Below are 26,779 nucleotides of genomic sequence, written 5' to 3'. Positions count from 1 at the left end.
TTTTTAGAAATTAAATAGAAATTTAATCTTTTTAAAATTTAAAAATAAGTGTTTTTTTCTTTAATGGTGGTGTTAATGTAGTTTTTTATACTTTAATAATATATTTGTTAAGTAATTTAATACTATTTAAAAACAGGTAATCATGAGTAGAATAAATGAAATTTATAACAGAATTAGTGAGGCTTCATCTAATTTTTTAGGATATCCTTTAGCAAAAGATTTTAACTACAGTGAATTTGCACCTTTTTTAAATTTATGTATCAATAATGTCGGGGATCCAGAATCTCCTTCAACATTATCAATAGATACAAAAGATATAGAAAGAGAAGTTATCAGTTTTTTTGCTGATATATTATCATCTTCAACTAATGATGTATGGGGATATGTTACGAATGGAGGAACAGAAGGAAATCTTTATGGCTTGTATTTGGCTAGAGAAAGTTTTAATAATCCTGTAGTATATTATAGCGAGTCTACACATTATAGTGTTAAAAAGAATTTACACCTACTAAATTTAAAGAATATAGTAGTGAGAAGTCAAGATAATGGTGAGATTGATTATGATGATTTAGAAAGTCTTATAACTCTTCATAGAGATAAACCAGCAGTTTTCTTTTTAAATATAGGTACAACAATGACTGAAGCTGTAGATGATTTAGATAAAATTAAAGGCATTATCAAAAAATATGCTATTAAAGATTATTATATCCATTGTGATGCAGCATTTTTAGGATGTATTGCCCCTTTTGTTGATCCAAAACCAAAATTTGATTTTGCAGAAGGGATTGATAGTATTTCTATATCTGGACATAAATTTATTGGTGGACCAATACCCTGTGGAATTGTTTTAGCAAAAAGAAAACACAGAGATAGAATTGTAAACTCAGTTTCTTACGTTGGAACTTTAGATACAACGATAACAGGATCAAGAAATGGATTAACTCCATTATTATTATGGTCTTTTATTGAAAAATACGGGAAAGAAGGTCTAATTACAAGAGCTAGAAAGTCTCAAGAATTAGCAGCGTATACAGAGCAAAGGTTAAAAGAGATAGGAGTTAAAACATGGAGAAATAATGAGGCGCTTACAGTAGTTTTAGAGAAACCTTCTGAAGCTTTATGTAAAAAGTATCAATTAGCATCAGAAAACGAAATGGCACACATTATTTGTGTTCCTGGAACAAAAAAAGAACAAATAGATGCTTTTATTAAAGACTATGAAAAAGAATTATTTGTAGTAGAAAGATTAATTTACAATTAAAACTATATTTAAAAAGAAAGAGCAAACCAAAGGTTTGTTCTTTCTTTTTAAATAACTCTACTAATAGTTAATCCGTCTCGTATAGGTAGTAATACCGTTTCTAAGCGACTATCTTCATTTAAAAGTCTATTATACTCTAAAAGAACTTTAGTATCGGTATCTTTAGGATCTAGTTCTTCAACAACTTTTCCACTCCATAAGACATTGTCAGATAAAATTACCCCTCCTTTATTCATTTTTTCAATGATCAGATGAAAATAATTTACATAATTAGACTTGTCAGCATCTATAAATACTAGATCAAATTTAGAATTGATAGTGGGAATAATATCTATAGCATTACCAACATATTGTGTTATTTGGTCTTTGTAATTAGATTTTTGAAAGTACTTATATTGAAGTTCTTCCAATTCTTCATTTTTATCAATTGTATAAAGTTTTCCTTCTTTAGATAACCCTTCAGCTAAACATAAAGCAGAATACCCAGTGTAAGTACCTATTTCTAAAATTGATTTGGGCTGAATTAATTTTGAAATCATAGATAAAACTCTTCCTTGAAAAGCTCCACTTAACATACGAGGGTTTAAAACCTTTTGCCAAGTCTCTCTACCTAGTTCTTGTAGTATTTTTGGTTCAGCTTGAGAATGTTTAACAACATAATTATCTAATTCTTCAGGTAAAAAGTGCATGTAAGTTGTTTTTAGTGTGCAAAATTAAAAAAACGGAATTTATTGCTATAATAAATTCCGTTTCAATCTAACAAAAAATCAAAAAATGGTTTTTTTAAAAAACCAAAATTGTTTAATTAAGTTTACTTAATTGTTCTTTTAATTCTTCCTTGTCTTTGCTTGACAAGCAAGCTTTATCTTTATTACAGTTATTAGTTTTTACTTTCAAAATTTGTGACATCTTCTTGTTTTGTTTAGAGTATAAAGCACATACTTTACACACAAACAAATGCCAATTAAGTTGTAATTTTTCATATGCTGAAGCTTCTCCATATTGACTTTTATCGCAAATGGTTGTGGCTTCATCACATGTAATTTTAAAAAATTTAAACATTGTATTTTACTTATTAAACCAATTTTTTTCCATACAGCCTCTTAATTGTGTTCTAGCTCTATGAATGATAACCCATAGGTTTGACGGAGAAATATTTAGCTCCTTACAAATATCTTCAGTTTCAAACTGTTGTATGGTTTTCATTTTAAAAACCATAGCATATTTTTCAGGAAGGTTATCAATACATCTATCTAATTGATCTTTTAATTCTTCATTTTCAATATCCTTATCAGCATCATTACCCCAAGTTTGTGGCACTCGTTCTTCAATCCAACTTCCCTCGTTTTCACCACTATCATAAAAACTCATTCTAACTTCAGCTTGTCCTTTTTTTGAATTTATTTTTCGATAGTAATCTATTATTTTTCTTTTTAAAATTGAAACTAACCATGTTCGTTCTGTAGATTTTCCTTCAAAATTCTTTGCAGACTTTAACCCTGCAAAAAAAGTTTCTTGTACTAAATCTTTAGCAACATTAGAGTTGTTTACGCGCACAACAGCATAATTAAACAGGTAATCAGCATAATTGTCTACCCATTTATCAGGAGATAAAGTATTTGATGGATTTGTTAGATTCATTAAATCAAAGATAAGTTATTTTTTGGGGAAATAAGTAACGTAAACTCTACTTAGTCCATTGGGGGCGTTTTTAATAAAATTAATTATTTCTTCAAAGCTTTTCTTTTCATTTAATTTATTTGTGATAGCACTTCTGCTAGTTGTATAGTAAATTTTATTATTTGTAAGATCTACAAAAGGACAATAATCCAGTTTTTTTGAATTGAGGTTAGTTAAGTGTTTAGCAGGCAACCATTCGTTATTATTTCCTTTTTTACTTAAGTATAAATCACCTCTACCTAAATCGTCTTTTCTTCCGTATGAAGTAAAAATTATAAAGCTTTCATCTGGAGCGACGAAGGCATTAAACTCGTATTTATCAGAGTTTACACCAGAGCCAAGAGAAACAGGTGTAGTATATTTTCCATCCACAAGCCTACTTACATAAATATCTTCTTTGCCTTTAGAATTTTCATACTCTGCTGTGAAGAATAAATCACCTTTTTCTGTTACTGAAGGGTAAAATTCATTAGCAGAAGTATTGATTGTTGAGCCAACACTTATAGGTTTAGACCAATTATCAGATAAAGATTTTCGTGTTACATACCAAATATCCATATCTTTTTTTACCTCTCCTGAATCATTATTCTTTCTATTAGAAGCAAAAAAAAGTTTTAAGCCATTAGGAGATAGAAAAGGCTCTAAGTCTTTATATTGACCAGAAAAACTTACAACTTTAGGCTTTTGCCATGTATTGTTTACTTTTTTTGAATAGGCAATAAAAGAGTATTCTTTTAAATAACTTTCAACAGTAAAATAAAATTCATTTTGGTTTTTATTCATCGAAAAATCCCTGATATTAGGCAGTCCATTAAATAATTCAGGAAGGAATAATTGAGGCTTCTGAGCAAAACCAAAACAGGAAATAAATAAAAAAAGAAATCCAATTTTTTTCATAAAGATTACTGTTTAAGAGCTTTACAATTATCTCTACGTCTCATATCAACTAAGTATATGATTTCCCATTTTCCATTATTATTAAAAAGCTGAAAAGAATTTGCTCCACAATGACTAAACTCATTGTTAAAATAAAACTCATAAGGTGTCCAAACAGAAGCTAAATTACCATCCACTTTAATATCCCATGATAATAATTTCTCTAAATAAGTATGTTCAGGTTTTTTATTAGCAATATTAGTAAGTAGTTTGGCTTTACTTTCGGTAACTAAAACTTTTTTACCTTCTTTATTTGTAAAAGTAGTTTGAATGTTAATCGTAGAATTAAGAGTAGAACTTACTAATGTACTGTCACCTTTATGTAATCCTTCAAAAAAGGTTTCAATAGTATTTTTAATGGCTTTTTTTTCTGAGTTTTCTTGTGCACTTACCACAGTTGTAAGAACAAAAACGATTAGTAAAGTGAAAATCTTTTGCATGTTAGTTTAGTTTAGTTTAGCTAGGTAAAACTATTAAAAAAATAAACGGATAAAGTTTAATTAACAGAAGATTAACGAGGTTAAAAAAGTAAAAAACGAAAGGCTTAAAGGTTCATAATAAATAAAACCACTGAATAATTATGTATTTTTACAATCCATAAAACAAAAGAAATGTCTGTAGCAAAAAAACAATATAAAAGAATTACCACTAAATCTCTTGTTGAAATGAAAGCAAATGGAGAGAAAATCTCAATGCTTACAGCTTATGACTATACCATGGCAAAAATTGTTGATGGTGCAGGAATAGATGTAATTTTAGTGGGAGATTCAGCGTCAAATGTAATGGCGGGTCATGAAACTACATTACCTATTACATTAGATCAAATGATTTATCATGCAAGTTCTGTAGTAAGAGGAATTGATCGTTGCTTAGTAGTGGTTGATTTACCTTTTGGTAGTTATCAATCAGACCCTAAAGAAGCATTACGTTCTGCTATTCGAATTATGAAAGAAAGTGGAGCACACTCTATAAAATTAGAAGGAGGAAAAGAAATAAAAGATTCTATTAAAAGAATTTTAAATGCTGGTATACCTGTAATGGGGCATCTAGGATTAACTCCACAGTCTATTTATAAATTCGGAACTTATACAGTAAGAGCAAAAGAGGAAGAAGAAGCAGAAAAGTTGATGAAAGATGCTTTAATGCTAGAAAGGTTAGGGTGCTTTGCTATTGTATTAGAAAAAGTTCCAGCAAGTTTAGCACAAAAAGTAGCGGAAGCTTTAACAATTCCAGTAATAGGAATTGGAGCAGGAGGAGGTGTTGATGGACAAGTCTTAGTGATGCATGATATGTTAGGAATGACACATGAGTTTAATCCTCGTTTTTTACGTAGATATTTAGATTTACATACAGAAATGACTAATGCTTTTGAGCAGTATATTACTGACGTAAAAAGTCAAGATTTTCCAAACGAAGAAGAACAATATTAATGTAAAAGTCTTCCTTTGGAAGGCTTTTTTATTTTAGAATATATTTTTAAAAATGAAAATACTTCATTTAGATACAAATCATTCTCTTTTAATAAATCAACTAAAGAATTTAGGTTTTGAAAATTTTGAAGATTACACTTCTTCAAAAACAGAAATAGAGGATAAAATTCATTTGTACGATGGAATTGTTATTCGTAGTCGATTTACCATAGATAAACAATTTTTAGATAAAGCAACAAACCTTAAGTTTATAGGGCGAGTAGGAGCTGGTTTAGAAAATATTGATTGTGATTATGCAGAAAAGAAAGGAGTACACTTAATATCAGCACCAGAAGGAAATCGAAATGCAGTTGGAGAACATACATTAGGAATGCTACTTTCTTTATTTAATAAGCTTAATAAAGCAGATAAAGAAGTACGAGAAGGTAAATGGTTACGAGAAGAAAATAGAGGGATAGAATTAGATGGAAAAACTGTTGGAATCATCGGTTATGGTAATATGGGGAAAGCTTTTGCCAAAAAACTTAGAGGTTTCGATGTTGAAGTGATTTACTACGATATTAAACCAGATGTAGGTGATGAAAATGCTCAACAAGTTTCTTTAAAAGAATTACAAGAAAAAGCTGATGTTTTAAGTTTACACACCCCACAAACAGAACTTACCATGAAAATGGTGAACTCAGACTTTATTAATGGTTTTTCAAAACCATTTTGGTTGTTAAATACAGCTCGAGGAAAATCAGTAGTGACAAAAGATTTAGTAATAGCTTTAGAGTCAGGAAAAGTTTTAGGAGCAGGGTTAGATGTATTAGAATACGAGAAAAAATCGTTTGAAAACCTATTTACAAATCAAGAAAATCCAGAAGTTGAAGGAATGCCAACAGCATTACGATATTTAATTAATGCAGAAAACGTGTTGCTTTCTCCTCATGTTGCAGGTTGGACCATAGAAAGTAAAGAAAAGCTAGCGCAAACTATTGTAGATAAAATTAAAGAAAAATTTTGCTAACTTGATGCTTCAAATTCATGTAACATGAAATATGAAGCATCAACAGTAGAAGAGTATATTTCTCAAGTTCCAGAAGAACGCCAAGAAATTTTACAAAAGCTTAGTAATCTTATCAAGGAAAACTTGCCAGAAGGATTTGAAGAAGGAATTAATTATAATATGATTGGGTATTATGTTCCACATTCAAAATATCCTGATGGCTATCATTGTGATCCTAAATTACCACTTCCTTTTATGAATTTGGCTTCACAAAAAAACTCAATCAACTTATATCATAGTGGGATTTATGCTAAAAAAGAATTACATGATTGGTTTGTAGCAGAATATCCTAAATATTCAAAAAGAAAACTAGATATGGGAAAGAGCTGTATTCGTTTTAAAAAGTTAGATGATATTCCATATGGATTAATTACAGAATTATGTGCAAAAATGACTGTAGATGAATGGATTTCTATTTATGAATCAGTCTTAAAAATGAAATAAAATGAAGAAAAAAGGTAAAGTAATAGGAATAGGAGGAGTTTTTTTTAAAACAAAAGATCCAAAAGCAACAAAAGAATGGTATAAAAATAACCTAGGTTTTAATACAGATGATTGGGGTTGTACCTTTTGGTGGAAAGATAATGAAGGAAAAAAAGCGTCTACCCAATGGAGTCCGTTTGCAGAAGACACTAACTATTTTGAACCGTCTAAAAAAGACTTTATGTTTAACTATCGAGTAGAAAATTTAGTAGAGTTGTTGGAAGAGTTGAAAGAAAATGGAGTTACAGTTATGGACAAAGTAGAAGAGTACGATTATGGAAAGTTTGGATGGGTTGTAGATTTAGATGGAAATAAAATTGAGTTATGGGAGCCAAAAGACGAAGCTTTTTTATAAATTTAGCACCGTCTAATAAATAATAAATAAAAAAAATGAATGTAATTGATGAAAATGGGAATACTGTTCCTAATCAAGAAAGTAAAAGAGTTATTTCTGGTGTTTTAGGAATCTTATTGGGGTCACTAGGTATTCATAAATTCGTACTAGGATACACAAAGGAAGGGGTTATAATGCTTTTATTAACAGTATTGACTTGTGGTTTTGGAGGTTTCATAACAAGTATTATCGGCTTAATTGAAGGAATCATCTATTTAACAAAATCTGATGAAGAGTTTATTGAAACTTATCAAGTAAACCAAAAAGGTTGGTTCTAAACATTCTTTTTTAATATTTATACTATGTCTAACAATAAAAAAACAAAGGATAACTTAGATAAAGCTAAAGAAGTTATGGATAACATAACAGAGAAGGCTAGTGAGTTAGCTGGAGAAACAGGTGAACACTTGGTAGATATAGTTGAAGATGTAAAAGAAAAAGTTGAAGAAATTATTTCCGATGAATCAATTCAAAAAGCTAAGGAAAAAGCGAACGAATTAACAAACGAAGCTAAAGAGGTATTAGAAAATATAACTGAAAAGGCTTCAGAAGTTGCGGGAGAAGCTAGTGAACATATAGCCGATTTTGCAGAAGATGCTAACGAAGAATTTCAAGAGACTAAAACCAAAACTAAAAGTTTTTTTCAAAGACTCTTTGGAAAATAAAGATAAAAGAAAAGCGCCAATCGGCGCTTTTTTTATGATGCAATATTATTAGCTTTATTAGTTCTAACAACAGCTTGTTCGTTTTTCCAATCAATCCATTTTTGACCTTTAATACGGCGCATAACATTATCTATCGTACGCATAATAAAAACATTATAAACAGCCTTTCCTAAGTTTTTAGGATTACGAGCAATAGCACGTAAACTCATTGAAAAACCAGGAGTAACATAACGCATATAGTGCCAATATCCTTCAGGCATATATAATACATTACCATGTTCAAGTTCAGCAATATGCCCTTTTGCATTTTTTAGTGCAGGCCACTTTTCAAAATCTGGTTCGTTAAAATCAATGTCTTCACGAGTAATTAACGAATGAGGAATTTTATACAAGAACTTATTTTGTTTTTGGTCAAACAAAATACATTTCTTTTTTCCTTCAAAATGAAAGTGGAAGATATTGGCTAAATCAATATCATAGTGCATAAATGTATATGAGTCACGTCCACCAAAAAACAACATTGGTAACCCTTTCATTAAGCGCAAACCAAAGTCAGGAAAAGTAAAGTCTTTCTGTAATTGTGGAACTTCTTTTAAAATATTCCACAAGAAAATTCTGAACTTAGTAGGCTCACGTTTTAGTAAATCTACATATTCACTCATTTTCATGGTTGCATGAGGTTCATTAAAACCATCTTTGTAATCCACAGGTCTATCGTCGTATAATGGAACAGTTTTATCACCTGCTACTTCCTTCATATATTCTAAAGACCATTTAGAATATGCTGGCCAATCTTCAATAAAACGCTCAATAACTACAGGTTTTTGAGGTTTGAAGTAATTTTTTATAAAATCTTCTTTAGTAATGGTTTCTACCCTGTCTATTTGTTGCAACTGTAATCCCATACATTCAATTTTTTACGAGAAGCAAAGTTAAGAAAAGGTTACGACACTTTATTCCTAAATTTGCGAGATAAAAGTTAAAATAGATGATAGAACTATCCGAGACGTTTTGGAACAATAAATACCTACATAATAAAACAGGATGGGATTTAGGAGAGATTTCAAATCCGTTAAAAGAATATTTTAATCAATTAGAAGATAAAAGTATTCGTATTTTAATACCAGGAGGAGGAAACTCATACGAAGCGGAATATTTATTTAATAAAGGATTCAATAATGTTTTTGTAGTTGATATTGCTGAAGAACCTTTAAAGAGAATACGAAATAGGGTTCCTAGCTTCCCGAAGGAAAATTTAATTCACGCTGATTTTTTTGAATTAGAAAATGTTTTTGATTTAATTATAGAACAAACTTTTTTCTGTGCTATTAACCCTAAACTACGACCAAAGTATGTGCAAAAAGTAAGTGAATTATTAACCGGTAGTGGAAAACTAGTAGGTTTATTATTTGATGCAGTACTAAATGAAGACCATCCACCTTTTGGAGGGAGTAAAAGAGAGTATGAAGAATATTTTACACCGTATTTTAAAGGAAGTATGGAGCCTTGTTATAACTCGTCAGAAAGCAGACAAGGAATGGAACTATTTATTAAAATGATAAAAAAATAACCATCAAATTAATTTGATGGTTACTTTTTATTTAATTAAGCTCTTACTTCTTTAGCCTCTTGCTTTTTTTGTTCGTTACGCTCAATCTTATGATCAGGTCTCGTCCATTTAGGTTTTTCACCTAAGGCTTCGTATTGAGAATCTTTAGCTTCAACAGATTCTCTTTGCTCATGTTTAAAGAAAGGCTTCTGTGTATTTAAACCTAAATCTTCAAACATCTTCATGTCTTCGTTAATATCAGGGTTTGGAGTAGTTAATAATTTATCTCCTGCAAAAATTGAGTTAGCACCTGCAAAGAAACACATTGCTTGACCTTCTCTACTCATTTGTGTTCTACCTGCTGATAAACGTACTTGTGAGTCTGGCAATACAATACGAGCAGTAGCTACCATACGAACCATTTCAAAAATGTTTACAGGAGGCTGTTCCTCTAACGGAGTACCTTCTACTGCTACTAATGCGTTAATAGGTACAGACTCAGGATGTGGAGAAAAACGAGTTAAAGTTTCAAGCATTCCAGCTCTATCTTCTAACGATTCTCCCATACCAATAATACCCCCAGAACAAACAGTTACATTTGTTTTACGCACATTTTCAATAGTGTCTACTCTATCTTTAAACGCACGTGTAGAAATTACATCATCGTAATAATCTTCAGAAGTATCAATGTTATGGTTGTATGCATACAAACCAGCTTCAGCTAAACGCTTTGCCTGGTTTTCAGTCACCATTCCTAAAGTACAACAAACTTCCATGTCTAGTTTATTAATACTACGCACCATTTCTAACACTTGGTCAAATTCTGGTCCGTCTTTTACATTTCTCCAAGCTGCTCCCATACAAACTCTTGATGAACCACCTTCTTTTGCACGCAAAGCTTGTGCCTTAACTTGGTTTACAGTCATCAAATCATTTCCTTCAACATTGGTATGATAACGTGCTGCTTGCGGACAATATCCACAGTCTTCAGAGCATCCACCAGTTTTTATAGAAATTAAGGTACTTACCTGTACGGTGTTTGGGTCGTGGTATTTTCTATGCATAGTTGAAGCTTCGTACAAAAGCTCCATTAAAGGCTTGTTGTATACTTCTAGAATTTCCTCTTTCGTCCAATCGTGTCTAATTTCAGTCATAAATTCGAGTTGTTTGTGGTGGTAAAAATAAAAAATTCCGCTTCGAAAGCGGAATTTTATGAGTCTTATTTTTATTCGGAAGGAGAATTGTCTTCTTCAATTAGTTTTATGTGTTTTTTGATGTTATTAAAACAGAAACTGCATTTCCACCAAAACCAACAGCATTTACTAGTATTTTATTGAGTTTCTTTGGAGTTTGTTGAGGTTCAGCAAAAGGAACTTCAATTACTTGTTGATGTTGTATCATTAACATTGCTAACTCTAAACTTAACAAGCCAGAAGCACCAAAAGTGTGACCAAGTTTCCATTTATTAGTAGTTAAAAAAGGAGTTTTGTTACAAAATACTTTTTGAATCGCATTAATTTCTGATTGATCTCCTTTAATGGTTCCTGGAGCATGCATTACAATAGCATCTATTTCATTAGGAGAAATTGTTCCTAAAGCCATTTTCATTGACTTTTGAAAACATTCTGCATCTGTTGTTACAGAAGTGTTGTGTTTTAAAACTTCAGTAGCATATCCTACTCCTTCAATAAAAGCCAAAGCATTTTTTTTAGTTCCTTTTTCTAAACAAAATACGGAAGCACCTTCTCCCAACACCATGGTATTTTTAGTTTTGTTAAGATCAAAAGCTTTACAAGGATATTCATTAATTTCTTTAGAGTATACTTTTAGTGCCTGCATTTGAGCAATAGTAAAATCAGTTAGTGAAGCTTCACTAGCACCAATCATGAATTTTTCTGACATTCCTGATTGTAACCAAGCAACTCCATTTAATAAAGAATGTAGCCCAGTTGAGCAAGTTATAGAATGTGAAATTTCTGGTCCGTTGGTTTGTAAATCATGTGCTATCCAAGAAGAAATGTTTCCTAAAGTAGTGGTTGGAGAACTCAAGGTAGATGATTTCCCTGTTGACAAAAACTCCTTGTGGTATTTTTCAAACAAAGAAGTTGCTCCTCGAGAAGAACCTATATTAATTCCAAAGTTATCAGAAGCTTTCCAGTTTGTTTGTTCCATTGCTTTTCTAGCAACAAAAAGGGTGTACAAAACAGACGGATCTAAATTTTTGTATTTATTGTCAGAATTTCTAACATCTTCAATAGCATGTTTATCTTCATCGGGTAATTGTGCTACCCATGCTTTGGAATCTTCAAAGTCTTTAAAACTTAAAAAATGTTGATTATTTAGATAGTGCTCCCAAATTTTCTCAGGAGTACTTCCTAAGGCAGAAACAGAAGCAAATGATGTTATTGAGATGAGTTCTTTCAACACGATAAAATTTCAGCAAAAATAAAGGTAAAATCAAGTATTCTAAAGAAAATAAAAATATTTATCTTGGTATAAAATTATTAAAGTTATGAGCGAACAAAGACAAAAAAGTTGGTTTGGAAGAAATTGGTTGTGGTTTATACCATTAACAGGATGTTTAGGGTTTATTTTATTAATTGTTTTAGGTGTAGGAGCGGCATTTTTTGGAGTATCAAAAATAATGACAAATTCAACCCCTGTTGAATATGCTATTGAACAAGCATCTAAAAATAAATTGGTTATTGAGAATTTAGGAGAACCGATTGAACAATATGGAATTCCCTCTGGAAATATTTCTCTTACTAACGACGATGGAAATGTAGATTTTTCTATTCCGATAAGAGGTGATAAAGGAGAAGGTACTTTAATTGTTAGAGGTATTAAAGTGGATGGTGAATGGATTTATGAAGATTTATACGTTCACATTAAAGAAACTCAAGAAGAAATTAACTTATTAGAAAAGGAAAAAGTTCTAGAGGCTATCTAGAACCTTTTCTATAGTTGTATATATTTTGTTAAGTTGTTCCTTTGTGATAACATAGGGAGGTTGAATGTAAACGGTGTTTCCTAATGGTCGTAAAAAAACTCCTTCATTCATAAAAGATTTTAAAAGCTGGTCACGCAACGTTCCATAACGACCAGAATTGGTGTTTAAATCAATAGCTAAAATAACTCCTTTGACTCTTGTTGAATTTACTTTTGGATAACTTTCTATTTTTTTTGCAAAAGTTTTATTAGACTTTTCAATAAACTGAATATTGTCCTGGATTTCTTGAGCTTTCAAAAGCTCAATACTCGCTAGTGCAGCACTACATGCTATTGGATTCGCAGAATAAGTATGACAATGAAAAAAACCTTTGGAAATATCATTGTCTAAAAAAGCAGTGTAAATTTCTTCAGTACAAGAAGTAATTGACATAGGAACTAAACCAGCTGTCAGTGCTTTACTTAAACATATAATATCTGGTTTTGTAGCAATTTCATCAGAAGCAAAATTATTACCTGTTTTTCCAAAGCCAGTCATTACTTCATCTGCGATGGTAAGAATATTATTGCTTTTGCAAACCTCCAAGATGTTGTTTAGATTCTTGGCCTTATGAATTTTCATTCCAGCAGCTCCTTGAACTAAAGGTTCATAAATGAATCCAGCAACATTGTGCTCTGAAATAATCTGTTGTAATTTTTGTGCAATAGCCTCATTGTTTTCTCCATTAGGAACAGGAATACGCTGAATATCCATTAAGAAATCTTCAAAAGGACCATTATACACAGATAACCCAGAAACAGACATAGCTCCAAATGTATCGCCATGAAACCCGTCTTCAAAAGCAATAAAAGTGTTGCGTTTTTCTCCCTTATTAAAATAGTATTGCAAAGCCATTTTAATTCCCGCCTCTACAGCAGTAGACCCATTATCATTAAAAAAGATTCTATTTTGATTCTCAGGAAGAATTTTGATCAATTCTTCTGATAATTTTACTGCAGGTTCATGAGTAAAATCACTAAACATAATCTGATCTAAGGTTTGCATTTGTTGGTAAACACGACTGGTGATAAAATCGTTACAGTGACCAAACATGCAGGTGTACCAAGAGGAAATTGCGTCGATATATTCATTGCCGTGCTCATCAGTTAATATGCACCCTTTTGCTTTTACAATTCCTAAACTATCAGGGTGTGTTTGGTGTTGTTTTAGTGGATGCCACAAATGTTTTTTATCGCGTTCTTGTAAGTTCATACTTTTTGTTCTTTTGAAAAAGAGTTGTCAAATGTACAATAGAAATACATAAAACTACTCCGAAATAGGCAATAAACAATAGCCACATAATTGAGGTTGAAAATAACTCAGAGAAAAATGCTGGAAAAACTAAAAAAAGTTCTGAAGTGAGTATAAAAAAGGTATAAAAAATCCAGACGGTTTTATGAATGCTCTGACCTAATTCTATCCAAATAAAAGGTAGGTACATTCCTAAAAAAAGGAGATGTAACCAAGCTATGAGCATAAATCTGTTGGATATTACCAAATTTGAAAAATAAGGAATGTTACCGAAACAGTTTAAAATACCAACCAATAATAAAATGCCAAAAAACAATCGGTATTGTAGTTTTTGCTGTAAAAATGAACTTTTAAGTTTGAAAAGTGTTATGATTAAAATTCCTGCACCAATACCTCCTGCTATTTGAATAGTCAAATAATTGAAGCTGTATTTTAATGAATGAGTATACAATAATACTAGAGAGGTAATAATTAAGGTAATTTGATTTTTTGAAAGCTTAATTGTTGTTGTTTGAAAGAGTACTGCAAGCATCCAAAGAAAGAATGAACCAAAATACTGGAAGTGTAAATAAAAAAAGATAGCTTGTTGATACCAAGGAGAAGTTTGCATTTTCATAGCCATTAGCGGACCTAAAGCATAAGGGCCAATTGATGAAATAAAATGAAAAATAATTCCTGTTTTAATTAATATTAAATCTGATTCTTTACCCTGCAAACGTTTCCATAATCGTAGTAGCAACCAATAGCTAATCCATAAGTGTAGGGTAGAAAAAATAATGGTAACCAAAGCATACCCTTGAATGATAAACCCAACTAATAAGATAGCTACACAAATTTGTAAAGCAAGATATAGACGGTAAGAAATTTTATCAATTCCGTTAGTAAATCGTATAAAAAGCAGTACAATTAAAGCATTGAAAATAAAACCCAATAACATAATATGAGAATGCGAGTGTAGCACAAACTTAAATGGAAAGTTGGTAATACTACCTGTAAATGCATACCGCAAGACCAACCCTATGATAGCTCCCAAAAAACCAAAGATTAGAGGGAAAGACCTAAGATGTTTTGCAGTAGCAGGTTTCATTTATAGCTTATCTTTAAATAGTTCAGCGTATTCTTTAATCACATTTTTATCAAAATAAGGTTCTTCTTCAATACGTCCAATTACAGGGACCTTAGTCATTTTTTTGATAATATCTTCGGTGGTTTTGTGTTCGTTTCCAGAAAAAATCAAAGCAACTTCAAAGCCTTTTTCTTTCAGTAAGTTAACCGTTAGTAAGGTGTGATTAATACTTCCTAAATAATGACGAGAAACAACAATTACTTTATAGTCTGGTTTTATAACATCTAACAAGGTGTTTTTATCATTCAAAGGGACTAATAGTCCACCCGCACCTTCAATAACTAAATGATTTTTTGTTGAAGGTTCTTTTATGTTATCAATTTCAATGGTAATTCCGTCAATTTCTGCAGAAGCATGTGGACTCATTGGTGTTTTTAAAGCATATGAGTTTGGGTGAAAAACAGTTTTTGAATTTGAAATGAGTTTTTCAACTTTATGAGTGTCAGAATATTCTAAATCTCCCGACTGAATAGGTTTCCAATAATCAGCTTCTAGAGCTTCGGTTATGATGGCAGAAGCTACTGTTTTGCCTACTTCTGTTGAAATTCCTGTGATAAAATATTTTTTTTTCATTTGAAAATTGTTTTACAATCGTTGCAGATTAATTTTTTGCTTTCAAAAAAAGGAAAGAGCATAAAAAAGATATTTTTACGTTGTAAATCGGCAACTAATATTTTTGTTGAATTACATTTAGGACAATGAATGTTATTTCCGTTTTCATCCTTTGTATATTCTCTTATTTCATTATAAATAATAGCAGCTTTTTCTAAATCATTGTTGTGTACCAGTAATTTTACTCCACCAATAGCTTGACTAATTAATGGGTCAGAATCTATTGTTTTTTCATCCATTAGCACGGTTTTAATACTTTCTGATTCTAATTTAGCCTTTGCTACTTGTGCTTCGGTTGAGTATTCGAAAACTGCCAAAATGGTGTAATTATCTTGCATTTTAATTTTTTAAACAAAAGTAGCAAGCTTCTCTAAAACATCGGTAATTTCTTCTTTAGAATTATATGCGTGTAAACAAAAACGTAAACGTTCTTGATTTAAAGGAACGGTAGGTGATAAAATGGGTTTTACTTCAAAACCGCTTTTTTGTAATTGTAAGGCAATGTTTTTTACGCGTTTATTTCCTGAAATAACACAACAATGTATGGCAGAAGAACTTTCAATAAAACTTAATTGTAGTCTGTTTGATTCTGAAATGAAATGTTGAATATTTTCTTGTAGTTTCTCTAGAGAGTTACTAAAAGCTAATTCTTCGTAAGCAATCTTTATGGTAGCTAAAGCATGAGGAGACAAGCCAGTAGTATAAATAAAGCTACGGGCAAAATTTACAAGATATTGTTGTAATTGTTCACTTCCTAAAATAGCTGCTCCATGACATCCTAAACCTTTTCCGAAAGTGATAATTCGAGCGAAAACGACATTTTCTAATTGCAGTTTTTGAATTAATCCAAAGCCAAAAACGCCTAAGGCATGCGCTTCATCTATAACTAAATGTGTGTTGGTTTGTTTGTTAATTAGTTGTGATATTGCTATCAAGTCAGGAGAATCTCCGTCCATAGAAAAAACAGATTCGGTAATCACATAAATTTCTATGTCATTCTGATGAACTCGTTTTAGTAGCTCTTCAAGATGAGTTAAATCGTTATGCTTAAACTTAAACGATTTTGCATTGGACAGTTGTATGCCGTCTCTTATGGATGCGTGAATAAACTCATCATATAAAATAATGTCACCGCGTTGAGGTACTGAAGCAAAAAAACCGATGTTGGCGTCGTAACCAGAATTAAAAACTAAAGCTTTTTCAGAATTATGAAGTTTTGCTAGTTGTTTTTCAACTTCAGTATAGAGTTTATGATTTCCTGAAAGTAGACGAGAACCCGTTGCGCCATTAACTTTACTGTTATTATTAACTAAAAATTGATGTGTTTTATTAAAAATAACTTCAGATTTAACAAACCCTAAGTAATCGTTTGAAGAAAAATCGATAAGCGAGTTTTCTTTGCCAAGTTTTCTTAGAGAGTTTTGTGCTACTCGTTGTGAAATTTTTTGCTGTAGTTTCTTAGGAAATTGCATAGTGTAAAAATAAAGAAGCCTTTTTTAATATTGTATTTATTTAGCTAGAAAAATTTTGTGTTTAAAATGTTTATTTTTAATAGTCTCACTATCTTATTTACTTGTTTTTAAATAAAAATTAAATGTTAAAGTTGTTTTTTAACTAAAAGTCTCACTTGAATAAAGTTAAATTTATCAACATTACTAGTTTAAAGTTTTTTTATTTGTTTTTAAACAGATCTTATAATTTATGATAGCATCAGAAAGGTTAGTGACTTACATGTATGTTTTGTTGGCGGTGTATGCTGCTGTAATTTTATATTTTGTAATAAGAGGAGCGCGAAAAAACACGAACATAAAAGATTATGCTGTTGGTAATTTAGGATTTCCATCTTGGGTTGTAGGGTTGTCATTAGCGGCTTCTATGACGAGTGCTGCCACCTTTATTATCAATCCTGGGTTTATTGCATTATATGGTATTTCAGGAGTAATTTCTTTTGCAATCGTTCTGCCAATAGCAGCATTTATTTCGTTAATTGTTTTTACAAAAGGATTTGCAAAGTATGGTAGTACGGTAAAAGCAACTACCATGGCTCAGTGGATAGGAAAGCGGTATGATAGTAAAAGTTATGCTTTTTTCTTCGGAATTATAGCGCTGTTGTTAATTACGTTTATTGTGTTGATTAATGTAGGGCTTACACAAGTTATTTCAAAAGCTTTAAATACTGATCCTTTTTATGTGTTAATGGCAATCACAATATTTGTTTTTGGGTATATGATGTTTGGAGGAGCCAACTCTATGGTGTATACGAATACAATTCAGGCTATTATTATGTTTATAGTAGCTCTAATTTTAATAGGTTCGGGATATCATTTTTTTGATGAAGGAATAGGAGGGTTTATGGATAGATTATCTAGTATAGATCCAAACCTAACCAAAACAGCCAACCCAAAGAGTTTTCTATTTCGTGATTATTTTGAAATTATAGTAGCACAAATAATTATTGGAGTAGCAATTGTTTGTCAGCCCCATATCATAACTAAATCACTTTTACTTAAAGATGCTTCAAAAGTTAATAAATACTTGTTTAGTGGAATTGTCTTTATGGTTGTGTTTTTTTTAGTGGTAATTGTAGGTCTATATGCGAGAATTAGTTTCCCTGATTTAACTGTTGATGGGAGGCCAATAAAAATGGATGAAATTATACCAATGTATGTTGTGAGTAAGTTTTCTGTTGGAGTAGGTTTAATTATAGTTGTGGGACTTATTTCTGCAGGACTTTCTACTTTGGAGAGTCTAATACAATCGTTGTCAATAACAATTACATCAGATATACTAAAACCAATATTTAAAGATCAAATTAACAACAATACAATAACAATAAACAAGATTGTAATTGTTCTCTTAGGAGTTGTAAGTTTTTTATTGAGTTGGCAGCAAATTAAAAGTCCAGATGTAAGTGTAGCTATTTTTGCCCAAAATGGAGTGTACGCTTATTTTGCAGCAGCCTTTGTACCTGTTTTGTTTGGGACTTTTTTGAAAGACGTGTCAACAAGATCTGTCTTTATAGCAAGTATAACTGCTATTGTGGTACATTTTGGTATTTACTACGGAAGAATCACTCCTTACATGCAAGAACCAGTGAATAATCCAGGGGTATCTGCAGCTTTTGGCATAGTAGCATCACTTATTGTTGGTTTTATTTTTTATAAATTGGATTTGAAAAAAACTCTTAAATATGTTAAACTGGATAGCTAAATGGGCAGATTATACACCTAACAAGGTCGCGCTGACATCGTATGACACTAATGAAAGTTATACATATAGTAGCTTAGATACATATGCAGATAAGTTAGTTGTCAAGTTTACAAAAATGGGGTTAGAAGAAGGAGATAGAGTTGCTGTTTTAGCAGAGCATGGTTTAGCATTTATTGTGCTTTTTGTTGCTTGTCAACGAATGGGAGTTGTCTTAGTGCCTTTAAATTACCGTCTTTCCATAAACGAACTTCAAAGATTAGTGTCTGACTGTACTCCAAGTCTATTTATATATAGTAAGAGTTTTACAGATAAGTTTGAAGGGGTGGAGTTAGGTAAAACTTCTACTCTTTTAATGAATGATGTAAAATATTTTTATCAGAGTGAAGCAATAAAAATTTTAAAAAGAGAATATAAAATTAAAGAAGATAGCCCACTCTTTATATTTTACACGTCAGGAACAACAGGAGATCCTAAAGGTGTTGTGTATACTAATAAAATGTTGTTTTGGAATAGCTTGAATACCTCCATGCAATTAGGAATTACTTTTAGAGACTCTACACTAAACACATTGCCTCCTTACCATACTTCAGGGTGGAATGTTTTTGTAACACCGCTATTGCACAAAGGAGGACATATAGGAATGTTAGAAAAGTTTGATGCAGAAAAGGTGTTGTGTTTGTTAGAGTTGAATAAAATGAGTCTATTTTTAGCGCTTCCCACTATGCTGTTAATGATGCAAAAAACAGCTGTTTTTAAAAAAGTTGGACTTCAGGAACTAAGATATATTATTTCAGGAGGAGAAAAAGTACCACCTGAATTAGTGTCATATTGGAAGCAAAAAAAGAATATTTACATTCGACCAGGATATGGTTTAACTGAAGCTGGTCCTAGTATTACCTCGCTGCATCATAAAATGGCTGCATTAAAACCTAATTCTATCGGAAAACCTAATTTTTACCTAGATACAAAAATTGTTGATGAGAAAGGAAAAGAAGTAGGGGTAAACGAAGTTGGTGAATTGTGTATTCGAGGTGAGATTGTAACCCCAGGTTATTGGAATAACTCAGTGAAAACAAGTAATAATATTAAAAAAGGATGGTTGTTTACAGGAGATTATGTTTATAAGGATGAAGACGGGTATTTGTATGTAAAGGGCAGAAAAAATGATATGTATATATCGGGTGGAGAAAATATTTACCCGCAAGAAATAGAAGCGCACTTAGAGTCTTTAAATGAGGTAAAAAAAGCAGTAGTTCTAAGTGTTAAAGATAAAAAATGGGGCGAAACAGGAATTGCTTTTGTTACTGTTATAAATAAAAATATTACAGTAGAAAAAGTGAGATTTCAACTAAAAAAAACATTAGCATCTTATAAGCACCCAAAGTATATTTTCTTTTTAGATGAGATACCTTTAACCAGTGTGGGGAAAGTTTCAAGAAAAGACTTGTTACGCTATTATAATTCAATAAAAATATAAAAAAATGAAACAGTTAGGTTTAGTACTAATTTTCATATTAACAAGTACTATAGTGCTTGCACAAAACCCAAAAAAATCAATGAAAAAGCTTCTTTCAGCATATGAATTTAAAACTCGATGCGTAAAAGTTGATGATATAGAAATGACTTATCTTAAAGAAGGTAAGGGAGACAAAACCTTACTTTTTTTACATGGTTTAAGTAGTAATGCTGATGCTTGGTTTAAAAATATAGAAGCTCTTAAAGAAACGTATACCTGTATTGGAGTCGATTTACCTGGGCATGGAAAATCTTCAAAACCTCAAGGTATTTACACTCCTACGTTTTTTGCAGATATAATATATAAGTTTATAAAAAAGAAAAGGCTTAAAAATATAATTTTAGTTGGGCATTCTATGGGAGGACAAGCAAGTATGAAGTTAGTATTGATGCATCCAGAGGTTATTGAAAAGCTGGTGTTAATAGCTCCAGCAGGATTAGAGCAGTTTTCAGAAGCACAAGGAAATATTCTTAAAAGTGTTTATACAGCTGAAGTGATTAAAAACACGACAGATGATCAGATAATGAAAAATTATGCACTAAACTTTTATGAGCAACCAAAAGAGGTTTCAAAAATGATTGAAGATCGTATTCGAATTAAACAAGCGTCAGACTTTAATGCACATTGTGAAGCAATTGTAAAAAGTGTGTATGGAATGTTAGATGATCCTGTACATAAAGATTTGGAAAAAATATCTCAAAAAACTTTAGTTGTTTTTGGAAATAAAGATATGTTAATTCCGAATAGATATTTACATCCGAAATTAACTATTCAAGATGTAGGAAATATAGCTGTGGATAAAATTAAAAACGTTACTGTTAAGTATGTAGAAAATTGTGGGCACTTTGCTCAGTTTGAAAAGCCTGAAAAAGTTAACTTGCTCATACAGGAATTTGTAGAAAGTGATTAATGAAAACAAAACTTAAGAAATTTACTGAATTTAGTAAAACAATTTTGCCGAATGAGGCGAAATATCTTCAAACAGTTTATCAATTTAAAGGCAAAGAAAAACAAGAAATAAGTAATCTGATAGTTAAAAATGCACTATCTAAAAATAAGGCTATAGCCTTTGATACTTCTATTGATAAACGTAAGTATTCATATATAAAAAATTGGACACAGAAAAAGTTAGCAAGCATAGATGTTGATGTGACAATAGATTGGTTGATGTCTTTAAAAAAGAAAATTTTAACCGATGCAATTACATCTCAAGAAGAAAAAGAATTCCTTCAATATATAGTAACATATAAAACAATAGAGTATAATTTTCAAAGCTTATACACATTAGCTAAAGAATATAAACCTTACCTCTTAGTTCGAATGCGTTATAAAGACCATAAAATTGTGGCAAACTTTTTAAAAGAATACGAAACGCATTATAAAACTTCAAAAGAAATACATGAAAAACTGTATGAAGCAACTACAGATATTACCAATCAGTATACATTAAATAATATTGAAACAAAGCATTTAGAAAAATGGCTTTTACAGGTGTTTAAAGATGAGTCTATTGATGGTAAAAATCGGTACCAAGCCTTCGTTTTACTAGCTTTTATGTATACAAATTACAATGAGAATGATAAGTTAAAGTTGCTTTTTGATCAAATTGATGAGTACTTCAGTCAAGGTAAAATGTATTCCAGACGTTTACTTTCTAACTATTACGCTAGTAGGGTTTTGTTACATTCTAAACAAAATGAGTTTAAAGAAGCAGAGTTTTATGGATACTTATCAATTCGACAGAATAATAACGATACACTAATGTATTTGAATAACTTGGTAGCTATCTTACTAAGAAATAATAACCCAGAAGAAGCTTTCGATTTACTTCATAAGTATGAGAGTTTGTATAAAGAGATACATAACTATCATCAAAAAATAGGGTACTGTTCTTATAAAGTACGTGTACTTTCGGAACTTCATAAGTATAAACAAGCAGAAGCTACTGCAAGAACATTTTTAAGAAAGCATAAAAATGAAGTATTAAAACATCGTTGGCATCACTTTTTTACGTCTTATATAAATGTATTAGTCACAGAAGAAAAATACGAAGAAGTATTAAAATTAGCTTCAAAATTTAACTTGATAGAAAAAGAGAAAGAACGTCAAAAGAAAAATAATTACGTTCCTAATATATCATGGAGTATTTCACTATCAAGATATATGGAAGGAAAGATAAACTCGAGTCGTTTGCTAGAGGAAATAAAAAAGCCTTTAGAAAATATTCAACCTACAATCAACCAAAAACAACTAATGTTTAAGGTGATAAATAAGCTCTCAGATAATTTACCTGAAGCATTTTTTAAACTAAAGTCACATATTGAATAAATCTCTTTTAAAAAAAGGAGGTTTTGTTTGTTTTCGAAACAAAAAACTTTAGTAAAGTAAAAAGTCACACTTTGTAGTTTTTGTTTTTAAAATAGTTTATTCTCTATTTACCAATAGATTGCGAGAGAAACAAACTTAATAACAATCTAAACTTATGAAAAAACTATTTTTCTTTTTAGTCTTAATAACTTCCTTGGCTGTTAAAGCTCAAAGTACAGGTAGTATTGAAGGGGTAATTACAGATGTTAACGGAGTTCCTTTAGGCGGCGCCACAGTATATATTAAAAGTATAGATAAAGGAATTGATACAGATTTTGATGGGAAATTTGCGATTGAAAATATAAAAACAGGAACTTATAATGTGTCTATTTCATTTGTAGGCTTTGAAAGTGTGGTAAAAACAGTTGCTGTTGAAAAAGGAAAGAAAGTACAATTAAATGTTTCTTTAAAAGAAGCAAGTAGTGTTTTAGATGAAGTCATCTTAACTGCAAATAAAAAACCGCAAAAAAGGACAGAAGTTCCAGCTACAGTTAGTGTTATTAATGCTAAAGATATTCAAGACTTTCCAAGTTTTAATATTGGAGAATTAGCAGCAAGACAAAAAGGGGTTGACTTTGTACGTAGCGGAGTTTTAGGAACAGGGATAAATATTCGTGGATTTAACTCGGCTTTTAACTCAAAAAACTTACAAATGACTGATGATAGGGTTTCTATGTTAATTGCTACAGGGTTGCCTTATGGTTCTTTTTCAACAGTAACCAAAGATGATGTTGAGCGTGTTGAGATCTTATTAGGTCCTAATGGTACATTATATGGTCCAAATGCGCATAATGGTTTAGTAAGCACAATAACTAAAAACCCAAGAACTTCTGAAGGAACAACAATTGCATTTGGAGCAGGAAGTCAAAATGTAATTACAGGAAGATTACGTCACGCACAGGTGTTAAGTGATAAGTTTGCATATAAAATTCATTTAGAAAGTACACAAGGAACAGAGTTTGAGTATGTAGATAGTGTTTATGTGGGGACTAAAGCATATGGAGAGAAAAACCTAGATCGTGATTTTAATGCTTTAAAGTATGGAGCTTCTTTATATTTTAGACCTAATACAAGCTCTGAAATAACAGCATATTATGGGCATAGTAATAACACCAATTTAGCTGTAACCAACGCAGGACGTAACCAAATTAAAGACTGGACATTAGATATTGCTCAACTGAAGTATGTGTCTAAGAATTTCTTTGCTAATGCATACTATACGTGGAGTAAAACGGATGATACTTACGCTATTAATCAACGTACACAAAACTATGTATCGTTTATTGAAAATGGGTTTTCTGAAGAAGAATCTTGGAGTAGAGCATTGTATGAACAATGGGTGCCTGCATATGGGGTAGCTATACCAAGAGGAGCGTTGTTTAAAGATGCTTCAGAGAGGTTTAATGCAGAGGCGCAGTATAATAATAATTGGGGTGATTTTTACTTAACAACTGGAGTGCAGTATCAATTGGATATGGCTGACTCTAAAGGGACTTATTTGTTGGATCAAGAGGGATCTATAGATATAGCCCAAAAAGGAGTGTACGGTCAATTTGAATATAAATTAGATTCAGGTTGGAAATTTCTAGCAGGGGTAAGATTGGATAACCATGATTTATACGGAACCAACTTTTTACCAAAAGCAGCAATAACAAAAACTATTGATGCGGGTACGTTTAGGTTAACCTATGGTAGAGGTATGGCTGTACCTTCAATATTAAACTTAAAGGGGAATTTATTTGGGGGGTTAGTGTTAGGAAACGGTGAAGGATTTACATTAACGGACGGTACTAAAATAGATAAGTTAGAAGTAGAAACTATTAATTCTTTTGAATTTGGATTTAATGGAAAGCTGTCGGATAAGTTTTTTATCGATGCTAGTGCCTACTACAATATGTCAGAAAATTTCATTAGTCCGTTACGTAATATAGTTGATGCGGCTAATGGAAATTACGTAACTCATATGGGGGAGCAACCTATTGATGAGGTTTCAGCAGGGGCTAGTGCTTCACCGTTTTTATTAACGTATAGTAATTTTGGAAATGTAGATACTTATGGGGTTGATCTAGGTTTGAATTATTATTTCACTGATGCGATTAGAACGTCGTTAAATTACTCATACTTCGGAAGAAGTTTAGATAAAGATGACCTAGGGAATGATGGTAATTTGGATGGAGTTGTCTTAGAAAGTGAACTACCTATTAATACACCAGAAAATAAACTTAGCTTAGGCTTGCATTATGGAGGGAAGAAGCTATACGGAGCTCTTTTTGGTCGTTGGGTGCAAGATTATGACTTCTTTTCAGGGATTAATGTAGCCTCAAAAACGCAAGATTTAGATGGAGATGGTGTAAACGAAATTGTTGAAAATGCTCGCGTAGGAAGAACTTGGAACTATGGTCCGTTAGGTGGCTTTACTGTAGATGCAAACCTAGGATATAATCTAAACGATAACGTTTCAGTTGGGGTTAATGTTAGTAATATTTTTGATGCGAGTATAAGAGAGTTTGTTGCTTCACCAGAAATAGGAAGGTTAATTTCATTCGAGTTGAAATATAATTTCAATGCGTTTAAGAAAAAATAAAGCCAATCAATTAAGCCTATAGAGTATGCCAAAAATAAAAGTAAATAAAATAGAGCTTAATTATGAAGAATATGGGAAAGGCGAAGTTCTTTTGTTTCTTCATGGGTTAGGTTCTACCCAGGCAGATTGGGATGCACAAGTTCCTTTCTTTTCAAAAAAATATCGTGTTGTGGTAGTAGATCTTAGAGGGCATGGAAAAACATCCATTCCTTCTAAGGATTATGGAGTAAGATTTATGACTGAGGATATTAAGCAGTTGTTAGATGTTTTAAAAATAGAAAAAACTAGCGTTGTAGGATTCTCTATGGGAGGAGCTGTAGCCTTTCAACTAGCGTACGATAGCCCTGAAAAAATAAAGAACTTGGTAATTGTAAATAGTGGTCCAGATTTCAATAATATGGGAAAGATAGGAGAAGATCTATTGAATAACAGAACAGAGTTTTTAAAAACAAAAGGATTAAGCGCTTTAGCAAAAGAAATAGCATATAATATGTTTCCTGAAGATGCTCAGGTTGATATGAGAAATCAATTTGAAGAACGATGTAAGAAGAATGATTATGATGCGTATTATAATTCATTTGTTACACTAATGAATTGGGGCTTGGGAGATAAATTAAAAGAAATTAAAACTAGAACACTAATTGTAGCTTCCGATATGGACTATACTCCTGTTTCGTTTAAAGAAGAATACGTTAAAAGAATGCCTAACGCAGAATTGAGTGTCATTAAAAACTCAAGACACGGAACAGTTATAGATCAGCCAAAGGAATTTAATAAAGTACTCGAAAATTTTTTAAACTATGAATAAAGTAGCGTTAATAACGGGTAGTACTAGTGGTATCGGTTTAGGTATTGCAGAAGGTTTTGCCAAAGCAGGTTATAGTATTATGTTTCATGGTTTAGAGGCTAATGGAGCTAACATAGCTAAACAAGTAGGTGATAAGTATAATGTAGAAGTTTCTTTTTCAAATGCAAATTTACTCGTTGCAGATGAGGTTGAGAAATTAATTGAGCAAACAATAAAGAAGTTCGGAATGTTGCATATACTTGTTAACAATGCAGGAATACAGTATGTTGCTCCAATAGAAGATTTTCCAAATAATAAGTATGAAAATATCATCGCCATTAATATGAATGCTGCTTTCTATGCTTCCAAAAAAGCATGGAGCTTTATGAAAAATCAGAATTTTGGAAGAATAATTAATGTCTCATCTGTTCATGGTTTAAGAGCATCCGAATTTAAAACAGCGTATGTGGCTTCAAAACATGGTGTAATAGGTATGACTAAAGTGTTGGCTTTAGAAGGAGCACCATATAACATAACATGTAATGCAATTTGTCCAGGATACGTAAAAACACCTTTAGTAGAAGGTCAAATAAAAGACCAAGCTAAAGCACATAATATGTCTGCAGAGGAAGTTGTAGAGAAAGTAATGCTAAAAAAACAAGCTGTAAAAGAATTTGTTTCGTTGGAAACAATTACAGATATGGCTTTGTTGTTGGCAAAAGACAGTTCTTCAACCATAACAGGAACCTCATTTGCTTTAGATGGGGGTTGGAGTGCTCAATAACATTAAAAACTATTGTTTCTTTAATTTTTGAATATATGAGAACACAGCGGACAAGTTTATTTTTTAAATAGATAAGGCAGCTGCGTGAACTTTAAGTTTAGTTAAAA

29 protein-coding genes are annotated in these 26,779 nt (G+C 31.4%); 16 read left to right on the top strand and 13 right to left on the bottom strand.

All coding sequences use genetic code 11. The annotated features are described in order from the left end of the window. Positions 1 to 142: 142 nt before the first annotated feature. Positions 143 to 1,261: a histidine decarboxylase gene (locus VBY68_RS08200; protein ID WP_415269436.1), complete on the top strand. Its 1,119-nt coding sequence runs from the start codon at positions 143 to 145 to the stop codon at positions 1,259 to 1,261. A gap of 47 nt (positions 1,262 to 1,308) precedes the next feature. Here the strand turns inward: VBY68_RS08200 and VBY68_RS08195 are convergent, their stop codons facing one another. The 5 genes from VBY68_RS08195 to VBY68_RS08175 form a co-directional block, all read right to left on the bottom strand. Beyond that, positions 1,309 to 1,950, bottom strand: coding sequence for an O-methyltransferase (locus tag VBY68_RS08195; protein WP_415269435.1), 642 nt, complete (start codon positions 1,948 to 1,950; stop codon positions 1,309 to 1,311). A gap of 112 nt (positions 1,951 to 2,062) precedes the next feature. Further along, the gene (locus tag VBY68_RS08190) at positions 2,063 to 2,323 is read right to left on the bottom strand and encodes a hypothetical protein (protein WP_273695414.1); all 261 of its coding nucleotides are present in this window, start codon (positions 2,321 to 2,323) and stop codon (positions 2,063 to 2,065) included. Between the two features lie 6 nt (positions 2,324 to 2,329). Beyond that, positions 2,330 to 2,902 carry a sigma-70 family RNA polymerase sigma factor gene (locus VBY68_RS08185; RefSeq protein WP_099214708.1) on the bottom strand — a complete coding sequence of 191 codons (573 nt, stop codon included), beginning with the start codon at positions 2,900 to 2,902 and terminating at the stop codon, positions 2,330 to 2,332. Between the two features lie 15 nt (positions 2,903 to 2,917). Further along, positions 2,918 to 3,838: a TolB family protein gene (locus VBY68_RS08180; protein WP_415269434.1), complete on the bottom strand. Its 921-nt coding sequence runs from the start codon at positions 3,836 to 3,838 to the stop codon at positions 2,918 to 2,920. A 5-nt stretch (positions 3,839 to 3,843) separates the two neighbouring features. Next, positions 3,844 to 4,317, bottom strand: coding sequence for a nuclear transport factor 2 family protein (locus tag VBY68_RS08175; protein ID WP_121148525.1), 474 nt, complete (start codon positions 4,315 to 4,317; stop codon positions 3,844 to 3,846). 171 nt (positions 4,318 to 4,488) lie between these two features. Between VBY68_RS08175 and panB the strand changes: the two genes are divergently transcribed. The 6 genes from panB to VBY68_RS08145 are packed head-to-tail and all read left to right on the top strand — an operon-like array spanning position 4,489 to position 7,897. Further along, a complete protein-coding gene (panB, locus tag VBY68_RS08170) occupies positions 4,489 to 5,307 on the top strand; it encodes a 3-methyl-2-oxobutanoate hydroxymethyltransferase (protein ID WP_099214705.1) in 819 nt (272 codons plus the stop codon). A 52-nt stretch (positions 5,308 to 5,359) separates the two neighbouring features. After that, a complete protein-coding gene (locus tag VBY68_RS08165; protein WP_415269433.1) occupies positions 5,360 to 6,316 on the top strand; it encodes a 2-hydroxyacid dehydrogenase in 957 nt (318 codons plus the stop codon). A gap of 24 nt (positions 6,317 to 6,340) precedes the next feature. Next, on the top strand, positions 6,341 to 6,799 hold the full coding sequence (locus tag VBY68_RS08160; protein ID WP_415269432.1) for a DUF1801 domain-containing protein: 459 nt from the start codon (positions 6,341 to 6,343) through the stop codon (positions 6,797 to 6,799). Position 6,800: 1 nt separating this feature from the next. Then, complete coding sequence (locus VBY68_RS08155) at positions 6,801 to 7,193, top strand: VOC family protein (protein ID WP_121148528.1); 393 nt, start codon at positions 6,801 to 6,803, stop codon at positions 7,191 to 7,193. A gap of 35 nt (positions 7,194 to 7,228) precedes the next feature. Beyond that, the gene (locus VBY68_RS08150; RefSeq protein WP_099214701.1) at positions 7,229 to 7,510 is read left to right on the top strand and encodes a TM2 domain-containing protein; all 282 of its coding nucleotides are present in this window, start codon (positions 7,229 to 7,231) and stop codon (positions 7,508 to 7,510) included. A 24-nt stretch (positions 7,511 to 7,534) separates the two neighbouring features. Further along, positions 7,535 to 7,897: a hypothetical protein gene (locus VBY68_RS08145; protein WP_415269431.1), complete on the top strand. Its 363-nt coding sequence runs from the start codon at positions 7,535 to 7,537 to the stop codon at positions 7,895 to 7,897. A gap of 32 nt (positions 7,898 to 7,929) precedes the next feature. On the opposite strand, the gene VBY68_RS08140 is transcribed toward VBY68_RS08145, so the two are convergent. After that, the gene (locus tag VBY68_RS08140; protein ID WP_121148534.1) at positions 7,930 to 8,802 is read right to left on the bottom strand and encodes a cupin-like domain-containing protein; all 873 of its coding nucleotides are present in this window, start codon (positions 8,800 to 8,802) and stop codon (positions 7,930 to 7,932) included. 83 nt (positions 8,803 to 8,885) lie between these two features. On the opposite strand from VBY68_RS08140, the gene VBY68_RS08135 reads away from it, so the two are divergent. After that, the gene (locus tag VBY68_RS08135; RefSeq protein WP_415269430.1) at positions 8,886 to 9,467 is read left to right on the top strand and encodes a methyltransferase domain-containing protein; all 582 of its coding nucleotides are present in this window, start codon (positions 8,886 to 8,888) and stop codon (positions 9,465 to 9,467) included. 35 nt (positions 9,468 to 9,502) lie between these two features. On the opposite strand, the gene bioB is transcribed toward VBY68_RS08135, so the two are convergent. Beyond that, positions 9,503 to 10,600, bottom strand: a complete 1,098-nt coding sequence (gene bioB / locus VBY68_RS08130; protein WP_099214697.1) for a biotin synthase BioB — start codon at positions 10,598 to 10,600, stop codon at positions 9,503 to 9,505. Between the two features lie 106 nt (positions 10,601 to 10,706). After that, entirely contained in the window at positions 10,707 to 11,870 is a 1,164-nt protein-coding gene (locus VBY68_RS08125; RefSeq protein WP_415269429.1) for a beta-ketoacyl synthase N-terminal-like domain-containing protein, read from the bottom strand. 88 nt (positions 11,871 to 11,958) lie between these two features. Between VBY68_RS08125 and VBY68_RS08120 the strand changes: the two genes are divergently transcribed. Beyond that, positions 11,959 to 12,396, top strand: a complete 438-nt coding sequence (locus tag VBY68_RS08120) for a cytochrome c oxidase assembly factor Coa1 family protein (RefSeq protein WP_121148548.1) — start codon at positions 11,959 to 11,961, stop codon at positions 12,394 to 12,396. On the opposite strand, the gene bioA is transcribed toward VBY68_RS08120, so the two are convergent. The 5 genes from bioA to VBY68_RS08095 are packed head-to-tail and all read right to left on the bottom strand — an operon-like array spanning position 12,382 to position 16,896. Next, positions 12,382 to 13,647, bottom strand: coding sequence for an adenosylmethionine--8-amino-7-oxononanoate transaminase (gene bioA, locus VBY68_RS08115; RefSeq protein ID WP_415269428.1), 1,266 nt, complete (start codon positions 13,645 to 13,647; stop codon positions 12,382 to 12,384). The genes VBY68_RS08120 and bioA overlap by 15 nt on opposite strands. Further along, positions 13,625 to 14,773, bottom strand: coding sequence for a hypothetical protein (locus tag VBY68_RS08110; RefSeq protein ID WP_415269427.1), 1,149 nt, complete (start codon positions 14,771 to 14,773; stop codon positions 13,625 to 13,627). The genes bioA and VBY68_RS08110 overlap by 23 nt, the downstream gene beginning before the upstream one ends. Further along, the gene (bioD, locus tag VBY68_RS08105) at positions 14,774 to 15,385 is read right to left on the bottom strand and encodes a dethiobiotin synthase (protein ID WP_124589695.1); all 612 of its coding nucleotides are present in this window, start codon (positions 15,383 to 15,385) and stop codon (positions 14,774 to 14,776) included. Further along, positions 15,382 to 15,762, bottom strand: a complete 381-nt coding sequence (locus tag VBY68_RS08100) for a putative signal transducing protein (protein WP_415269426.1) — start codon at positions 15,760 to 15,762, stop codon at positions 15,382 to 15,384. Before VBY68_RS08100 ends, bioD begins: the two co-directional genes overlap by 4 nt. A 9-nt stretch (positions 15,763 to 15,771) precedes the next feature. After that, entirely contained in the window at positions 15,772 to 16,896 is a 1,125-nt protein-coding gene (locus VBY68_RS08095) for an aminotransferase class I/II-fold pyridoxal phosphate-dependent enzyme (protein WP_415269425.1), read from the bottom strand. Between the two features lie 229 nt (positions 16,897 to 17,125). On the opposite strand from VBY68_RS08095, the gene VBY68_RS08090 reads away from it, so the two are divergent. The 7 genes from VBY68_RS08090 (at position 17,126) to VBY68_RS08060 (ending at position 26,672) form a co-directional block, all read left to right on the top strand. Beyond that, entirely contained in the window at positions 17,126 to 18,634 is a 1,509-nt protein-coding gene (locus VBY68_RS08090; RefSeq protein ID WP_415269424.1) for a sodium/pantothenate symporter, read from the top strand. Further along, entirely contained in the window at positions 18,615 to 20,111 is a 1,497-nt protein-coding gene (locus VBY68_RS08085) for a class I adenylate-forming enzyme family protein (RefSeq protein ID WP_415269423.1), read from the top strand. Before VBY68_RS08090 ends, VBY68_RS08085 begins: the two co-directional genes overlap by 20 nt. Before the next feature lie 4 nt (positions 20,112 to 20,115). After that, positions 20,116 to 21,060, top strand: a complete 945-nt coding sequence (locus VBY68_RS08080) for an alpha/beta fold hydrolase (RefSeq protein ID WP_415269422.1) — start codon at positions 20,116 to 20,118, stop codon at positions 21,058 to 21,060. Next, positions 21,060 to 22,478: a tetratricopeptide repeat protein gene (locus tag VBY68_RS08075; protein ID WP_415269421.1), complete on the top strand. Its 1,419-nt coding sequence runs from the start codon at positions 21,060 to 21,062 to the stop codon at positions 22,476 to 22,478. The genes VBY68_RS08080 and VBY68_RS08075 overlap by 1 nt, the downstream gene beginning before the upstream one ends. A 154-nt stretch (positions 22,479 to 22,632) precedes the next feature. Then, positions 22,633 to 25,101, top strand: coding sequence for a TonB-dependent receptor (locus tag VBY68_RS08070; protein WP_415269420.1), 2,469 nt, complete (start codon positions 22,633 to 22,635; stop codon positions 25,099 to 25,101). A 25-nt stretch (positions 25,102 to 25,126) separates the two neighbouring features. Beyond that, a complete protein-coding gene (locus VBY68_RS08065; protein WP_121148570.1) occupies positions 25,127 to 25,909 on the top strand; it encodes an alpha/beta fold hydrolase in 783 nt (260 codons plus the stop codon). Further along, positions 25,902 to 26,672 carry a 3-hydroxybutyrate dehydrogenase gene (locus VBY68_RS08060; protein ID WP_121148572.1) on the top strand — a complete coding sequence of 257 codons (771 nt, stop codon included), beginning with the start codon at positions 25,902 to 25,904 and terminating at the stop codon, positions 26,670 to 26,672. Before VBY68_RS08065 ends, VBY68_RS08060 begins: the two co-directional genes overlap by 8 nt. Positions 26,673 to 26,779 lie beyond the last annotated feature (107 nt).

It is taken from the genome of Tenacibaculum ascidiaceicola, assembly GCF_047470925.1.
Classification (GTDB): Bacteria; Bacteroidota; Bacteroidia; order Flavobacteriales; family Flavobacteriaceae; genus Polaribacter; species Polaribacter discolor.
Note: the sequence above shows the minus strand (reverse complement) of the source record. Positions and strands in the feature narration are given on the sequence as shown.

Excerpts from the sequence above, each read along its gene's own strand:
- VBY68_RS08200 (WP_415269436.1), top strand. The coding sequence starts at position 143 with ATGAGTAGAATAAATGAAATTTATAACAGAATTAGTGAGGCTTCATCT.
- VBY68_RS08195 (WP_415269435.1), bottom strand. The coding sequence starts at position 1,950 with ATGCACTTTTTACCTGAAGAATTAGATAATTATGTTGTTAAACATTCT.
- VBY68_RS08190 (WP_273695414.1), bottom strand. The coding sequence starts at position 2,323 with ATGTTTAAATTTTTTAAAATTACATGTGATGAAGCCACAACCATTTGC.
- VBY68_RS08185 (WP_099214708.1), bottom strand. The coding sequence starts at position 2,902 with ATGAATCTAACAAATCCATCAAATACTTTATCTCCTGATAAATGGGTA.
- VBY68_RS08180 (WP_415269434.1), bottom strand. The coding sequence starts at position 3,838 with ATGAAAAAAATTGGATTTCTTTTTTTATTTATTTCCTGTTTTGGTTTT.
- VBY68_RS08175 (WP_121148525.1), bottom strand. The coding sequence starts at position 4,317 with ATGCAAAAGATTTTCACTTTACTAATCGTTTTTGTTCTTACAACTGTG.
- panB (WP_099214705.1), top strand. The coding sequence starts at position 4,489 with ATGTCTGTAGCAAAAAAACAATATAAAAGAATTACCACTAAATCTCTT.
- VBY68_RS08165 (WP_415269433.1), top strand. The coding sequence starts at position 5,360 with ATGAAAATACTTCATTTAGATACAAATCATTCTCTTTTAATAAATCAA.
- VBY68_RS08160 (WP_415269432.1), top strand. The coding sequence starts at position 6,341 with ATGAAATATGAAGCATCAACAGTAGAAGAGTATATTTCTCAAGTTCCA.
- VBY68_RS08155 (WP_121148528.1), top strand. The coding sequence starts at position 6,801 with ATGAAGAAAAAAGGTAAAGTAATAGGAATAGGAGGAGTTTTTTTTAAA.
- VBY68_RS08150 (WP_099214701.1), top strand. The coding sequence starts at position 7,229 with ATGAATGTAATTGATGAAAATGGGAATACTGTTCCTAATCAAGAAAGT.
- VBY68_RS08145 (WP_415269431.1), top strand. The coding sequence starts at position 7,535 with ATGTCTAACAATAAAAAAACAAAGGATAACTTAGATAAAGCTAAAGAA.
- VBY68_RS08140 (WP_121148534.1), bottom strand. The coding sequence starts at position 8,802 with ATGGGATTACAGTTGCAACAAATAGACAGGGTAGAAACCATTACTAAA.
- VBY68_RS08135 (WP_415269430.1), top strand. The coding sequence starts at position 8,886 with ATGATAGAACTATCCGAGACGTTTTGGAACAATAAATACCTACATAAT.
- bioB (WP_099214697.1), bottom strand. The coding sequence starts at position 10,600 with ATGACTGAAATTAGACACGATTGGACGAAAGAGGAAATTCTAGAAGTA.
- VBY68_RS08120 (WP_121148548.1), top strand. The coding sequence starts at position 11,959 with ATGAGCGAACAAAGACAAAAAAGTTGGTTTGGAAGAAATTGGTTGTGG.
- bioA (WP_415269428.1), bottom strand. The coding sequence starts at position 13,647 with ATGAACTTACAAGAACGCGATAAAAAACATTTGTGGCATCCACTAAAA.
- VBY68_RS08110 (WP_415269427.1), bottom strand. The coding sequence starts at position 14,773 with ATGAAACCTGCTACTGCAAAACATCTTAGGTCTTTCCCTCTAATCTTT.
- bioD (WP_124589695.1), bottom strand. The coding sequence starts at position 15,385 with ATGAAAAAAAAATATTTTATCACAGGAATTTCAACAGAAGTAGGCAAA.
- VBY68_RS08100 (WP_415269426.1), bottom strand. The coding sequence starts at position 15,762 with ATGCAAGATAATTACACCATTTTGGCAGTTTTCGAATACTCAACCGAA.
- VBY68_RS08095 (WP_415269425.1), bottom strand. The coding sequence starts at position 16,896 with ATGCAATTTCCTAAGAAACTACAGCAAAAAATTTCACAACGAGTAGCA.
- VBY68_RS08090 (WP_415269424.1), top strand. The coding sequence starts at position 17,126 with ATGATAGCATCAGAAAGGTTAGTGACTTACATGTATGTTTTGTTGGCG.
- VBY68_RS08085 (WP_415269423.1), top strand. The coding sequence starts at position 18,615 with ATGTTAAACTGGATAGCTAAATGGGCAGATTATACACCTAACAAGGTC.
- VBY68_RS08080 (WP_415269422.1), top strand. The coding sequence starts at position 20,116 with ATGAAACAGTTAGGTTTAGTACTAATTTTCATATTAACAAGTACTATA.
- VBY68_RS08075 (WP_415269421.1), top strand. The coding sequence starts at position 21,060 with ATGAAAACAAAACTTAAGAAATTTACTGAATTTAGTAAAACAATTTTG.
- VBY68_RS08070 (WP_415269420.1), top strand. The coding sequence starts at position 22,633 with ATGAAAAAACTATTTTTCTTTTTAGTCTTAATAACTTCCTTGGCTGTT.
- VBY68_RS08065 (WP_121148570.1), top strand. The coding sequence starts at position 25,127 with ATGCCAAAAATAAAAGTAAATAAAATAGAGCTTAATTATGAAGAATAT.
- VBY68_RS08060 (WP_121148572.1), top strand. The coding sequence starts at position 25,902 with ATGAATAAAGTAGCGTTAATAACGGGTAGTACTAGTGGTATCGGTTTA.